Origin of the sequence: Alkalihalobacillus bogoriensis ATCC BAA-922 (assembly GCF_000621445.1) — a bacterium.
In the GTDB taxonomy this organism is placed as follows: Bacteria; Bacillota; Bacilli; order Bacillales; family Bacillaceae_F; genus Bacillus_AO; species Bacillus_AO bogoriense.
This window is the reverse complement of the sequence record NZ_JHYI01000011.1, coordinates 89393-104687: the sequence shown is the minus strand read 5'-3', so window position 1 is coordinate 104687 and position 15295 is coordinate 89393. Positions and strand designations below refer to the sequence as shown.

At 35.9% G+C, this 15295-nt stretch carries 12 protein-coding genes; 2 read left to right on the top strand and 10 right to left on the bottom strand.

Annotated features, from left to right (window positions below; all coding sequences use genetic code 11):
* Positions 1-13: 13 nt before the first annotated feature.
* Positions 14-1261: a DHH family phosphoesterase gene (locus T323_RS25985; protein ID WP_051556366.1), complete on the bottom strand. Its 1248-nt coding sequence runs from the start codon at positions 1259-1261 to the stop codon at positions 14-16.
* Between the two features lie 348 nt (positions 1262-1609).
* On the opposite strand from T323_RS25985, the gene T323_RS25980 reads away from it, so the two are divergent.
* The gene (locus T323_RS25980) at positions 1610-3076 is read left to right on the top strand and encodes a methyl-accepting chemotaxis protein (RefSeq protein WP_051556365.1); all 1467 of its coding nucleotides are present in this window, start codon (positions 1610-1612) and stop codon (positions 3074-3076) included.
* Positions 3077-3306: 230 nt separating this feature from the next.
* Here the strand turns inward: T323_RS25980 and T323_RS27790 are convergent, their stop codons facing one another.
* Positions 3307-3639 (bottom strand): DUF2680 domain-containing protein, encoded by a 333-nt coding sequence (locus T323_RS27790; protein WP_051556364.1) that lies wholly within the window; start codon positions 3637-3639, stop codon positions 3307-3309.
* Positions 3640-3734: 95 nt separating this feature from the next.
* Entirely contained in the window at positions 3735-4223 is a 489-nt protein-coding gene (locus tag T323_RS25970) for a hypothetical protein (protein ID WP_035177691.1), read from the bottom strand.
* A gap of 347 nt (positions 4224-4570) precedes the next feature.
* On the opposite strand from T323_RS25970, the gene T323_RS25965 reads away from it, so the two are divergent.
* A complete protein-coding gene (locus T323_RS25965) occupies positions 4571-5221 on the top strand; it encodes a GTP pyrophosphokinase (protein WP_084309101.1) in 651 nt (216 codons plus the stop codon).
* Between the two features lie 160 nt (positions 5222-5381).
* Here the strand turns inward: T323_RS25965 and T323_RS0104455 are convergent, their stop codons facing one another.
* The 7 genes from T323_RS0104455 to T323_RS0104425 all read right to left on the bottom strand — a co-directional run bounded on the left by T323_RS0104455 (position 5382) and on the right by T323_RS0104425 (position 15293).
* Positions 5382-8690, bottom strand: a complete 3309-nt coding sequence (locus tag T323_RS0104455; RefSeq protein ID WP_026672193.1) for an efflux RND transporter permease subunit — start codon at positions 8688-8690, stop codon at positions 5382-5384.
* Positions 8687-9145 carry a MarR family winged helix-turn-helix transcriptional regulator gene (locus T323_RS25960; RefSeq protein WP_051556363.1) on the bottom strand — a complete coding sequence of 153 codons (459 nt, stop codon included), beginning with the start codon at positions 9143-9145 and terminating at the stop codon, positions 8687-8689. The genes T323_RS0104455 and T323_RS25960 overlap by 4 nt, the downstream gene beginning before the upstream one ends.
* A 448-nt stretch (positions 9146-9593) precedes the next feature.
* On the bottom strand, positions 9594-10382 hold the full coding sequence (locus T323_RS0104445) for a hypothetical protein (protein WP_026672192.1): 789 nt from the start codon (positions 10380-10382) through the stop codon (positions 9594-9596).
* A gap of 105 nt (positions 10383-10487) precedes the next feature.
* Positions 10488-12689, bottom strand: a complete 2202-nt coding sequence (locus T323_RS0104440) for a DNA topoisomerase III (RefSeq protein WP_026672191.1) — start codon at positions 12687-12689, stop codon at positions 10488-10490.
* 131 nt (positions 12690-12820) lie between these two features.
* A complete protein-coding gene (locus T323_RS0104435) occupies positions 12821-14512 on the bottom strand; it encodes a methyl-accepting chemotaxis protein (RefSeq protein ID WP_026672190.1) in 1692 nt (563 codons plus the stop codon).
* Between the two features lie 3 nt (positions 14513-14515).
* Complete coding sequence (locus T323_RS0104430) at positions 14516-14866, bottom strand: STAS domain-containing protein (protein ID WP_026672189.1); 351 nt, start codon at positions 14864-14866, stop codon at positions 14516-14518.
* 4 nt (positions 14867-14870) lie between these two features.
* Positions 14871-15293, bottom strand: a complete 423-nt coding sequence (locus T323_RS0104425) for an ATP-binding protein (RefSeq protein WP_026672188.1) — start codon at positions 15291-15293, stop codon at positions 14871-14873.
* Positions 15294-15295 lie beyond the last annotated feature (2 nt).

Sequence of the window (15295 nt, the reverse complement as noted above, 5' to 3'; positions counted from 1 at the left end):
CTCCTTTTTTTATTTACGAAAAATAATGTTCGCCCTCTGTTTCTTCCCCCTTAATATAATCTAACATCTCGAGTGAAACTAGTCTTGAATGAATGACATTATCCATAAGAAACCGGATAAATAACTCATCACGGGCGAGGGAAGCACCCTCTGTTCGCTTAATCATTCGTTCTGCTTCTTCAAAGCTTGAATATTCTTGCTCCAGCTTTTCTCCATTTTTTTCAATTGCCCAAACTTCTTCTTCGGTTGGATAAAGGTAAAATTGATCTTGCTCGTAATTTACGTATAAACATCCATGACTGGAGCCTTTTTCATTATAACGATTTCTTGTCGCATCAATTCGCAATGGCTCTAACGGAAATACCTTAGCTACATATTCGTCATATGCTTCTGTTGTTAACGAACAGCCCGACGCTTTCGCATGACCTCCTCCTCCATAACGGTGTGCAATTTCGGATACATCAATATCGTCATGAATCGTTCGTAAACTAATACGTTTCCCGCCGACATTAATAATAGCAATATAGTCAAGATGAGGACTGTCTTTTCCTAGTTCATTTCCTAATTCTGAATGATAAGATTCCGCGTGAACAATCCCAGTACAAAAACCATGAATAAACGTTTGGGTTAGCTCTCGACGTTTTTTCCTCACATACCGTCCAATCTTATCTTCTTCCATCGCCAATATTTTTTGTTCAAACTCATTGAATTCAAATTGTGTTTCAGTCTGTAATCGGGCCACCATTCTTTCTTCAAATTCATCAATCGACAATAAGAAAAATAGGTCATTTAACTGTTTCGCTGTCAGTTCATTTTTTCCTTCCCATTCCCATGTATCATACAGTCTTACAAGTTCAACAAACTGTTCGACAATAGGAGTTGGGGGCAACAGCTTATTTTCAATGAAATAATCATAAAGTAAGCTCGTGGCAGAAGTTAATCTCCCATCCTCATAAGAGACTTTCACATGTCCCCAACTATATTCATTCAAATGAAGCGCTGTTTTATGATGGTCTAGCAATGTGACATGACCACCTGCTTTTACAAACGCTTCTATTTTCTTTTCATTTTCAGCATGAACAGATAAATCAGTAATCAACAATACATCTTGCTTATGTTTTTTTTCCAAATACCGTTCAACTTGTAAATCTAACCCTGACACAGAATTATAGCGTACCTCTGCTTGTTCGCCGAAAGCTAATTTAGCTAAAATCCCACAACCGACACCATCTAAATCATTATGGGAAAACAAAAAATACATAGCGCTCCTCCTCTTTTCTTTCATCAACAATAGTATGTGTAAACACAATAAAAATTATGGAATAAGAAAAACGCGGATCCATCTTTTCGTTTCAAGCGAAGTGCGGATCCCTGCCCGCTATTGACAGTGAACCACAAGTGCTCTTCTTGGGGTGAAACGCGCAGGTGCGCAGTCTTCGCTCTTCTTGAATAAGCTTTCAAAGCTTCACATGCTTTCTTATAAGTTTAGAAAAGGAGAACACGGTTCACACTTTCTTCTTATTTAATAACCAAGAATATATCTATACTTACAAATGAGGCTATGGTACTATTACTTTAATAACAAAACTTTTAAAAAAGAGGTGTAACCATGACCGCAATTGAACAATTACATGTATCTGATTATAAAAAGAAAAATCTTTTATTGCTCGTCACTTACTCGATTACATTAGTTACTGTCCTAATTCTCTCTATTATTACAAATGCTGTTGAAATGATGATTATATATGGAGCTCAATTAGTTATTCTTACTACGGCTTATTTCATTCAGTTGTACTTAAATAAACCGTTCCCTTTTCCATACGTTGCTATCATTGTTATGAATATTGCTGCAATTTCTGTTATTTTTGTTATCGGAAGTCAAGAAACCATTCTTTTAATCTTTCCCTTTACAGCTTTATTAGCGGCTGTTCATTTAAACCGAACTGTGTTTTTAATCGGCTTTTCATTTGGGATTGTAGGACTTATTTTAAATAAAGTGATGGCGGTTGGACCAAAAAAAGAAGCTATCGATTATCTCTTTAGTTATTCGATGTTACTGTATGTGTTATTAGGAGTTATTTTGCTCGTTGTTATTTCTTTAAATCAAAACCAATTTAAAGCATTAAAACGTTTTACACAGGAAGCTGAGGAAGAAGCGGAACGAAAAGAAAAAGAACGGGTACTTCTTCATCAAAACGTTTCAACGATTATTGAAAATGTAACAGATGCGAACAAACGCATTCAATCAAACTTAACGGCTCAAAATGAATTAAAGACAGCCATTCATGAAGTTTCAGCTGGAAGTCTTATACAGGCCGAACAAATTAGCGATATTTCAGAACGAGCCTTTGAAACAAAACAATCGATGGAACAATTGCATCACCTATCCATTGATCTATTATCAGAATCAGAGCAAGCAACAGGCGTTATCCAAGAAAATCAAAAACAAATGGAATCTCACCATAAAGAAATGGCTGAATTAAAAGAAGGAATCCTCGCTTTAAATAAAACATTTAAAGTGCTTAGTCAAAAAATCAGTGAAACAAACTCGTTCGCAGGAACGATTAAAGAAATAACAGAACAAACGAATTTACTCGCGTTAAACGCTTCGATTGAAGCGGCTCGAGCAGGAGAAGCCGGTAAAGGATTTTCAGTTGTTGCCAGTGAAATTCGCAAACTAGCTGAAATCACAGGAAAAACAACAGAAAAAATTACAACAAACTTAAACGAATTAAATCAAAGTAATAATGAAGCTGTTGAAAGAATGGCCGTTAGCAGCTCAAGAATTGAAAAAGGCGCAGAAACAACGGATAAAGTTTCCCAATCGTTTATTCTCATGGCCAAAACATTAACGAATTTAAATCAAAATATCGAACAATTAACAAAAGTTTCTGTTGGGGTAAAAGAGGGTTCTACCAAAATTGAAGGGGCTACTTCTGAACTAGCTGCAATTATTGAAGAAGCTAGTGCAAGTCTCGAAGAAATGAATGCTACTGTTGAAGATTTAACAAATGACAACTTAAAGGTCGCACAATATATGGATTCAACAACAGAAAAGGCTCAAAATTTAATGTAATCAAGTTTCTATCGGACATCGATTCCGCTATTGCACGAAAAAAAGGCCATTTTCATTTTGTTACGGACATACGTTCCGTTACTTAAAAAAAACAGTGGTAAAAATGCTTTATTCCTTATAGATAGCGGAACATACGTCCGTAAGCAAGCACGGAATCTCAATTTTTTACAAATAGCGGAACCAATGTCCGCACCCAAAAAAGAAAACCACACCACGTGGTTTTCTTTTTTTTATGGCTGTTTTCTTGCTTTATGATGCTCCCATTTTGGGATGAAATCAGATTCCTTTACTTTTTTATGATGTTCTTGCATTTTCTTTACGATTTCTTCTGCTTTTTCAGTTGAAATAACTCCAAACTCAGCATACTTTTTGATGATTTCTTCTTTTGTAGAAAACAACTCTTCATACAAAACTGCCATTTCTTGTTTTTGTTCCTCATTTAGCTCAATGGCTTGTTCTGTTTCTTTATGCAGCCCATTTTCTTTTGCGTCTACAGTTTGTCCCACAAAGGATGCTGTACTCATCATCATAAAAGCTATACCTGTTACTATCATTTTTTTCATATACATACACTCCAATCCTCACACTGTTTTGTTAGTGTGTTTGGGTACCACCAACTTTATACAGAAAGGCACAATTTTTTTTATGTACCTTGGATTTACTCAGTTGTTTGAGCTTCCTTTTGTTGATAATACACTAATATTCGCCGAATAATCGTTCCAATAAATAAACCAATCGGTAAAAATAGAATTGGTAAAAATACTGGACCAAATAATATCCCAAAGATTGTAACCCTTTCCGAATACATTAACCCTATCGTTACAAAATAGGCCCCAAATACAAATGGCAAGTAGAAGTGAGGAGGTGAATCCCCTTCTGCATCACTGTAGGCGTCCCATAAGGAATACATATATAAACATGGATAAAACATCAACCATTGGTAGTCAATAACTTCAATCGCTTCTTGTATTTTCCAATTGAATGAATAAAGAATCGCTAAATTAAAGCGACTCAATACATTAATGACGACCTCTGAAACAGAAAATAAAATACCTTTTATTATTTTTCCATTTAAAAACTGACCAAATCCTGGTAAAGCAATAGTCCATAACAACGCTTCATGTTTTGTAGGTTTCTTTTTTCTCATATTGACCTACCAGTTCAAAAAAAGTTTTTTGTTTTTTTGAAATAGAAACTTTAGATTATATGTATTCTTCCTCCATGTTTTCTTACCTTTTGTTTCACCTCCTATTCTTAATACATGAAAACGCCTCACCTCTAAGATGTGTTCCATCCTATTCTCTCCCTTTACTTAGTTGATAATGTTAGGATTTGTAAATTTGCATTTTTTCATACTGTTGACTTCTTCCAGTTTTTAATTACTTTTTTTAACAATCTTACACAATCCTTTACGCCTTCTTCATTGACTGTTTTTCTTGTTAGCAGTACGATCAAAGTGACCAAGTGGTCATTTTGTTAAAAAGGAGTATTCTTATGGACAATTTTAAGAAATGGAAAGACTTTCTGTTACCATATAAATTTGCCCTTGATGAATTACAAACAAAAATAAACATCATTGCTGAAGAAGCAAAATTTATGAATGACTATAACCCAATGGAACACATTAAAACTCGACTAAAAACACCTCAAAGTATTATGCAAAAGCTCAAACGAAAAAATATAGAGCCTACCTTAGATAATGCAAAAATGAAGCTTTTTGATATTGCCGGATTACGGATCGTATGTCCATTTACTACTGATATTTACATTATCCATCACCAGTTATTGAAACGAACGGATATCAATGTTGTTGAAGTAAAGGATTATATTCGCTTCCCTAAACCAAACGGATACCAAAGTTTACATATGATTATCGAGGTTCCAATTACGCTCTCTACTGGTGTTGAACATGTCTATGCAGAAATACAACTTCGGACGTTAGCCATGGATTTTTGGGCAAGTATTGAACATAAAATTTTTTATAAATACGGAAAAGCCATTCCAGCGTACCTTGAAAAAGAATTAAAAGAAGCGGCTCATACTGCAAATTTAATGGATGTAAAAATGAAACGGATCCATGAAGAAGTAAAATCAATCAAACAAGAAAACGATGATGAAGTTTATTTATATTTACAACAACCATAAGAAAAACGTGAGAGCGACTTTTCATTTCAAGCGAAGTGCGGAGCCTTTGCTCTTCTAGAATAAGCTTTCAAAACTTCACTGCTATAGCAAAATTCTAATGCTCTTTCTTATCTTTTAACAAAAAGTCCTAAAGGGATTAACACCCTTTAGGACTTTTCTATTATTGTTTCTCATCATTATCTTCTTTTTTTCCTTTTCCTTTATCAATAATTTTTTCTAATAGGAAAAGCAATTCTTCTTTCGATAAGTCATCTGATTTTTGAGTTGATGGTAAAGCTTCTTCATCTTTATACCCTTCATTTAATTCCATTCTTTCTTCATGTTTGATTTCTTTTGTGTCTTCTTCTCTTTCTTTCTCGACTACACGCTCTTCAATCAAATAAGCTGGAATTAATTGTCCATCTGTCGTTACATATTTTTTATTTAAATTTCTCGTATCTTTATCAAAGAAACTATATACAACAGGGATGAAGAACAAGGTTAGGAATGTACTACTAATTAAACCACCGATAACTGTAATTCCTAACGGCTGCTGCATCTCAGTTCCTTCACCAAGCCCAAGCGCTAATGGTACAAGTCCAAGAATTGTCGTAATCGCCGTCATTAAAATTGGTCGTGCACGGTCTTTTACTGATTCAATAATAGCATCATAACTCTTCACACCACTTGCTTTCTTTTGATTGATATAATCGACGAGCACAATGGCATTATTGACGACAATACCAGCCAATACAATGAGCCCAATAAAGGCCATAATACTTAGTGGCGTCTGAGTTGCGGTTAAACCAATCATGACTCCAATGATAACAAGCGGAATGGAGAACATAATGACAAATGGATATTTAAACGATTCAAACTGAGCAGCCATTACTAGATAAACAAATACAATCGCGAGTAAAAAGGCAAACATTAAATCTCCCATTGTATCATCTAACAATTCTTGGTCCCCTGTAAAGCGAATTTCTGTTGCTTCATCAAGATTTAAGTCGTCTATTTTTTCCATGACATTCGTGGAAACGACACCTAAATTCGTCGATGATGAAAACCGAAGTGAGAATTCGACGGCTTCTCGTTGGTTTTGACGGTTGATGGCAACCGGACCGTCCCCTTCAGTAATTTCTGTTAACTCAGCTAGCTCAATGTATTCACCATTTTGATTACGAATTAATAACTCACCTAAACTATCGATACTTGCCAATACTTCATCATCATAACTCACATGAACTTCATAAATGTGGTCATTACTCTCATCAACCAATTGTGTGGCAAACGCGCCTCGTGTGACATTATTAACAACATTTGCAATTTGAGCTGGTGCCAAGCCATTCTCTCTCGCTGCTTCTTCATCTACTGAAATTTGAATCTCTGGTACCGTTTCTTCACGGTTATTTGTCACTTCTTCAATATCATCGACATCTGCTAATTCAGTCCGTAATAATTCAACAGCTTCATCTAAACGGTTTTTATCACTATCACTGACAACAAAGGATAACGTATTAGGAGCTCCTCCGAACGAAGCTTGTAAGTTTACCGTTACTTCTGCATCATCACCCGCTGCGCGTTGAAGGTCTCGACGAATCGATTCTGCAAATTCCATTGTTGTTTCATTTCTTTCCGTTTGAGGAACCATCGAAATAAACAATTGAGCTTCATGTCCACTAGCTCCTCCACTAAATCCGTCACTAGAGCCTATTACTGATAGATAATCTTGAATTTCTTGCTTATCTTCTAGAACATCTTCTATTCTAGATACGACTTCATCGGTAATTTCTAGTGCTGTTCCATGTTCTAGCTCAACATCAACCGTAAAAAATCCTTCATCTGATGCAGGAATAAACTCGAGTCCTACTTGAGTCACACCGACAGCCCCAACAACGAGAAGGGTGAATGTTAAAATGATTACTACAATTCTTCGGCGTAATGACCAACGTACAGCTTTCTCTATTCCTTTTAAGAACGAGGAATTTTGGCGCTTTGCTTCTTGATCTTCTTTAGGCGCTTTTAAAATTCTGCTCGCAATCATCGGAACTACCGTTAATGCTACGGCAAGAGAAGCAAACAAGCTAAAGGAGACCGTTAATGCAAACTCTCGAAATAAGTTTCCAATAATTCCTGTAATAAATAACACTGGTAAAAAAACAGATATCGTCGTAAACGTGGAAGCAGCAATAGCACTAGCTACTTCTTTTGTCCCGTCTAGGGCTGCTTTTTTCGAATCCTTACCCATGGATAAGTGACGGTAAATGTTTTCAATAACAACAATCGAGTTATCGACTAACATCCCAATACCAAGCGCTAATCCACCAAGTGTCATAATATTTAATGTGAAGTTTGTAAAATACATTAATACGAATGTAACAATGATTGAAAACGGAATCGCAATCCCAATAATGAATGGACTTTTGAAGTTTCTTAAAAATAAGAACAACACAAGCATTGCAAACAGTCCACCTAGAACTAGAGCATTTGACACATTTCCAATCGCTTCTTTTACGAATTCACCTTGGTCAAAAAGAATGGCTACTTCAATATCTTCATATTTTTTTTCATCTAATAAATCATTTAATCTTTCATTAAAAGCAGTAGAAACCATTGCTGTATTGGCATCAGCTTGCTGCTGCATACTTAACATAACAGATGATTCATTATTTGTTCGTGTAATGGTTGTCACCGTTTCTGGTGCAATTTCAACAGTACTAATATCACGTAATTGAACTTCATCACCTGTTGCCATATCGACAGTGACGACGATATCTTTCACATCATCAACACTCGTTAAAAGCGAGATAACTCTTGTCGTTAATCTTAAATCTCCACTTTCTACTGTACCACCTGGCATAGTTACATTATGACCTTGAATAATGCCTACAACATCATCTTGAGATAAGCCGTAATCACGAAGTTGTTCCTGGTCTAATTTCACTTGAATCTCTTCAATAATATTCCCAGAAACATCAATGCTTGCTACGCCCTCCACTCGGGCAAGCTCTAGTTCTAAATCATGAACGAGGTCTTGAAACTCCGTTGTATCCGTCGTATCGGAACGTAACGTAAATTGAATAACTGGAAGCTGAGATGGGTCAAACTTTAAAAATTGGGGATTACCAGCATCTGAAGGAAGTGGCGTTTGATTCATCCTCGTAATAATATCCGTTTCAACATCATCAATGGAAGCTGTCCATGAGAATTCTAATAGTGATAAGGACACTCCTTCCATTGATTGAGAAGTAATATTTTTCAACCCTGGAATTGTAGATAAATTATCTTCAAGTGGTCGTGTAACTTTATCGACAACCTCTTCTGGACTCGCACCTTGGTAACTTGTGACGACAGCTGCAATTGGAGGGTCAATATCCGGAATTAATTTAAGTGGAATGTTTAATAGTGAAACAACGCCGAGCAATAGGAATAAAATCATTCCAACAATCGTAAATATTGGCCGACGAATCGAGAAACCTGTTATTTTCATGTAGTACCCCTTTCTTGTTCTTCAATCATTACTTCTTTTAGTTTTTTAAATGAATCTCGAAAAACAGTTAAATCTGCTTCTGTCATTTTTGAGACATATTTATTAAAGATAATCGACCGTTTTTGCTCAAACTCTTGTAAAATTCTCAATCCTTCAACATCTAACTGTACAATGATGTTTCTCCGACTTGATTCATCAATCGAACGCTTCACAATTTTCTGTTGTTCAAGCTTTGATAAAATTTGACTTACTGCACTTGCAGAAATGTTTAGTTCTTTTGCTAAATCTTTGACATTACTCGCTTTACCTTTTGCAATTAATAACAGAACATATTGTTGATTTTGTGTTAACTTATTATTAATTCCCATTTGAAACTCACGATGTATGACACGGGAGACATCTAACATCATTTCTTCAATTTCTGTATATATTTCTACGATTCTATCATTGCCCATTATTTTCCCCCTTTGTTTATCCTCCTAAATAATAAAGTGAATTAATTGTTAAGTGGATTAACTATTAATCGAATTAACTATAATACTACTAGGCTAATGTCCTATAGTCAACATTGAAAGAGTTGATTTTTTGTAAACATTTGTAGTGCTTTGTAAACTGTCACAAAATGATCAAAAATAAAGAAAAGTATGTAACGAAGATCAAAAAAAACCACATGCAGTCCATGTGGTTTCTTTGGCAGTTTGTTGCCTTATGGCCAATGTAGTTATCGATATAGGAATGATCTCGGAGTTATCGGACATCTGTTCCGCTAAAGTCAAAAAAAGGACCATTGACAGCACAATTTTCGATGGTTAAAGGAACAGATGTCCGTAAAAAATGAAAATAGCTCATTTTTTCTAACTTAGCAGAATACGTGTCCGTTAAGCGACTCGACTAATCATTTGCTTATGCTTCATGTAAAGATGCTATAATTTCTTCTCTTTTTTTCTCACGTTCCTCTTTTTTCATAATCGGACATGTATAGCAATATCCAGGTTGCTGAGTCGTTTTATAGTATTTACAACACGTTGGCTTCATCCGAAGTTGTTCAGACGGTTTCCATGGATTGTCTATGTATATCCATTTAAAATGTAGTGGATTTTTTTTCAAGAGAAAGGGTAACACAGTTTGTTTATTTGTTATATACTCAATATCTTCTTTTATCGCACGCTTGTTTTCTTCTGAAGCCAACGATTCATATTGTTCGAAAATCCAAGTCATAATGCCATATGCCTGCCTCCACAAATGAGCAACAGGAACATTCCCCGCTTTTGCTAGGTGTAATAACAGCGGTGACATCGTTTCAGAATAAAATGCGGTAATTTCTTTTTGTCTTTCTTCTATCGATTCAACCAATGGCCACCCCTTCCCTGTTTTCAATGTAAAAAACAAGCTAGGAAATGCCCCCTCTCCTACTAGCTGCAAAGAAAAACTACTGAAATCTTTTTCGAGAGTATTGTTTTCCTCAAGCATTAAGAGGTGAAACCCCGCAATAAAATAGCCAAGTTGATTTGCTATAAATGTTGCGGTAGCATCATTAGATATTGTACAAGCTTCTTGTGCATAGCGTGTAAAAAACAACTCAAATAACGTATCATCGAACAAAAATTGTTCTACTGTTATTGACTGTATAACGTTCGGGTGATCACTCGTCATTATTTTTGTATGGGCCAATAACATTTCCTTCATGTTCATCTTCGTTCCTCCGCTACTGAAACTGATTCTCAATTTCATTTTATCGAGAAAAAAAGAAAAAAACAACCCCATCCAAAAGGAAAGAGGATGAAAGTTGTTTTTTTCTTAGTCTTTTTTTAAATTCAATTTCGCTAACGCTTCGGCTAAAGCTGGGTTAAATGGCTCTTCCTGAGTTGAATTGTTTTGTTTCTTTAAATATTGATTGACATCTCGTTTCGATGCTTTTGTATTTTTTTCACGTTGTTTGCGTTCATTAAATGTTGATAATTTTTCTTTATGACCACAACGGCAAACGAAAACTTGTCCTTCACCTTCACCGCGTAATTCTAATTTCTTTTTACATTGCGGGCATCTTGCGTTTGTTACTTTTGCGATGTTTTTTCGATAGCCACACTCACGATCTTGACAGACACGAATTTTTCCTTTTTTTCCATTTACCTCTAACAGCAATTTGCCACATTCCGGACATTTACTTCCAGTTACATTGTCATGCTTGAACTTTTTATCACTTTGCTTAATTTCGGTTACAATTGATGTGGCATAGCCTTTCATTTCTTCGGTAAAGGTTTGTTTTGTTAATTTTCCTTTTGCAATAAGCTCAAGCTTTTGTTCCCATTCACCGGTTAATGCTGCAGATTTTAAATCAGGAGGAACAAGCTCTAATAATTGTTTTCCTTTTGAGGTAATGATGATTTCTTTGCCCTTTTTTTCGATTAAGAAGCTGCTAAATAATTTCTCGATAATATCGGCTCGAGTCGCAACAGTTCCGATTCCTCCTGTTTGCCCTAACGTTTTAATAATATCTCGGTTTGAACTTTCTACAAACTTCCCTGGGTTTTCCATTGCGGACAAAAGACTCGCTTCATTATAACGACTTGGTGGTTTTGTTTTTCCTTCTGTCGGGATTAGCGAGGAAACCGCTAATGTCATCCCTTTTTCTAATTGTGGTAATTGTTGTTCGGATAAATCGTCCGTATCTTCCTCATCAAAATTACCTTCATAGATTTCCTTCCAGCCTAACATTTTCACCTTTTTTCCTTTTGCGATAAAAGATTCTCCTGCTATTTTTGCTTCAATCGTTGTTTGTTCGTATTCAAAGGCAGGAGATAAGACGGCTAAAAACCGCTTGACAACTAAATCATAGATTTTCCGTTCTTTTTCTTGTAATGCCTGTAGATTCGCCCGTTCTTCTGTCGGGATAATAGCGTGGTGATCGGATACTTTATTGTCATTCACAAAAGAAGGTTTTGCCTGAATCTTTTTTGTTAACAATTTATTCGTTTGTCTTGCATATGGCCCTACACCACAGCCACGAAGGCGGTCTGAAATTGTTTCAACAATATCACTCGAAAGATACCTTGAATCTGTTCTCGGGTAAGTTAACACTTTATGTTGCTCATATAATTTTTGCATAATCGATAACGTCTCTTTTGCTGAAAAGCCAAATCTTTTGTTTGCGTCACGTTGAAGCTCTGTTAAATCATATAAAGCGGGTGCTTCTTTTTTCTTTGGTGTTTTTGCTATATCGGTTATAATCGCTTTTTCATTTTTCATAAGCTGTAGTTTTTTTTCGCGCGTTTCTTTATGAAACACTCGTGTACTCTTTGTTTTCTCATCTTGCCAAACAAGGACAACACCGTTTACTGTTTTCGCTGTAATGCCATAGTATGGTTTTGGGATAAACGCCATAATTTCTTTTTCTCGTTCTGCTATCATCGCCAGTGTCGGTGTTTGGACACGCCCACAAGATAGTTGTGCATTGTATTTTGTCGTTAACGCTCTCGTTGCATTTAAGCCAACAAACCAATCTGCTTCTTGTCGAGCGACAGCTGCTGCATATAGATTTTCGTATGCTTTTCCATCTTTTAATTGAGCAAATCCTTGTTTAATTGCCTTATCTGTAACAGATGAAATCCATAGCCGCTTTATTGGCTTTTTTACATTGGCTTTTTCAATGATCCACCTTGCGACAAGCTCCCCTTCTCGGCCCGCATCTGTAGCGATAACAATGGCTCCGACATCATGACGTGTTAACTGTGTTTTTACACTTTGAAACTGTTTTCCTGTCTTCTTAATGACAACGAGTTTCGTTTGTTTAGGAAGCATCGGCAAATCTTCTAATTTCCATGTTTTATATTTTTCATCATATAGTTCTGGGTCTGCTAACGTCACTAAATGACCAAGGGCCCATGTGACAATATACTTGTCCCCTTCTAAAAAGCCATTTCCTTTTTTATGGCATTGTAAAACTCTAGCTATATCTCGTCCAACAGATGGTTTTTCTGCGATGACTACTGTTTTCTTCATATAAACATTCCTTTCTTTCTGCTCCACTACTATACCATAGTAGTATACCTGATTCGAATAAACTCGTGCTACATGTTACTCATATAAAAAGGGTGACTTACAGCCATACTGTAAAATCACCCTTGTTTTTACTATATTTTAAATGTTGCTAATTCGGCTTGAAGTTTTTCTGACATTTTTGCTAATTCGTTTGCACTTTGTGCAATCTCTTCAACAGTTGCGCTTTGCTCTTCTGAAGAGGCCGCCGCTTCTTCCGTCGCTGCAACACTAATTTCAATCGTATCATTAATTTCCTTCACAGATGTTAGTACATCTTGAGCGTTTTGTTTAATTGTTGTTAACACTTGTTTAATTAATTCTACGCCTGATTCGGTTTCCTTTACGTTGTTCACGATACGATTTAATGATTCTCCACCTTTTTGAATCATATTCACTTGGCTGTTAATTGCCTCCATATTGGATTCCATCGTATTGACCGTTACTGTCGTTTCAGATTGCACATCTTCTATTAAACTTGTAATTTGTCCAGCTGCTTCGTTTGATTGCTCAGCTAGCTTTCGAACTTCAGTTGCTACGACCGCAAACCCTTTGCCATGTTCACCTGCTCTTGCTGCTTCGATGGCCGCATTTAAAGCCAATAAGTTCGTTTGATTAGCAATATCTGAAATCACAGTTATAATGCCACCAATTTCTTCTGAACGTTTGCTTAATTTTTGAATAGAATCTGTCGCAAATTCAATCGTATGAGTGACTTTATCTAAATGTTGAATCGCATCATTAATGGCGATATTGCCACTTTCAGCTTCACCTGAAGATATTTTAGCCCACTCTAATGTTTTTTGTACCATTGTATCCCCATTACCGACTTCTTCCATCGTCACATTCATTTTCTCTAAAATTGCAGTAGCTTCATTGGATTGTTTTGAAGACGCTTCTGCTAGGTCATTGACAGTTTTGGCAATTTGAGAGCTCATATCTCCTGTTACATCTGAACTCGCAGCAAGCTCTTCCGCTGTTGCTGCTGTTTGTTCTGATGTTGAAACAACTTCTGATATTAATCGTTTTAAATTATCTATCATTTGATTAATTGATTGTGAGAGTACGCCAATTTCATCTTTTGATTGAACCGATAATTTCTCTACTTGAAGGTTCCCACCTGCAACTTCTTTTGCAATTTCAGTAATTTTTACTAATGATCTTACTCCACGTTGAATGACAATGAAGACAATCACTGCCATAATAGCTACCGATATCACTGCAAACATCACAACTGTAAATTGAAATTGCGATACCATTTGATAATAAGGAGCCGCTGATTGACCAACAAATAACATGCCAATCCTTTCTCCACTATCATCTGTAATTGGCTCATATATCGTAACAAGCTGTCTACCAACAACCGTTGCTTCCCCTAGATATGTTACTCCTTCTGTTAACGTCTTTTGTTCCACTTCTGGAGATACTTGTGTTCCTACAGCCCGCTCTCCGTTCTCTAAAAGTACACTTGTCGCTACCCGGGTATTTCCTTGAAAAATCGTGACGGCATTGTTCGTTAATTCTGACACCTCATCAATAATCGAAAAATTATCATTCATCAATGTTGTTCCTTTATATAACGCACCATCTTGAATCGACCATTCTCCTGGAATTTCACGGTCTAGTAACCCTTTTGTTACTTTTAAATCATCAACTAAATTTTCAGAGGCGACTAACATCACATCTTTTTTAACCGTATAAACGGAATATGAAATAATAATCGACACTCCAATGATAAAAAACAAAACAAACAATAAAGTTAATTTCCCTTTAACTGCAAGTTTCACTTGTTATTCCTCCTCTTCTCCAGCCATTGCTTCTTCTACGGTATTATAAATAGGAAATACTTGATTAAGCTTTGCGATTAAAAGTAATTCCAATAAAAAGGGATCTTCGATTACTATCGACATCTTTTTTCCTTCTACTGCTTTCAAAAACGTAAGTAAAATTCCCATCCCTGTACTATCGATTACAGTTACTGATCGTAAATCAATGATATATTCCATCACTTTTTCGTTTACGTTTTCTAGCATTTTATGTTTGATCTCATCGCTATTCGCATATTGAATTTTTCCTTGTAACGAATAGATTTGAACATGTTCAACTACTTTTTGTTCTACTATTTCTTTTTGAGTTGTCATTTGCTTATGTCCTCCGTTTTCTTATCGTTGTAATGACATCGTTCCCGTTTCCCTTTTGAAACGAGACATCATCAACAAGTTCTCTTACTAAAAGTAATCCTCTTCCTCTATCTTCAAACAACGTCTCATCGATTTGCTTTTCATTTACAATCGCTTGACAGTGTTCAATATCTCCACCACCATTATCGGTCACAGTGCCAATAACTTCTTCTTGATTTAATTCTATTGACACGATTAATGAATTCCTCTCAGTTTTATCCCCATATTGAGATTGCACAGATTCATAAGAATTAATTAAAATTTCGTGTAAAGCAAAATAAAAGCGGTGTTGTGTCACCTCACCAGATTGCTCAATCACAAATGGAACAACTTCATCTAAATACGAGATGGATTGTAATGAGCAAGGTAATGTAAAATTAATTACCATTT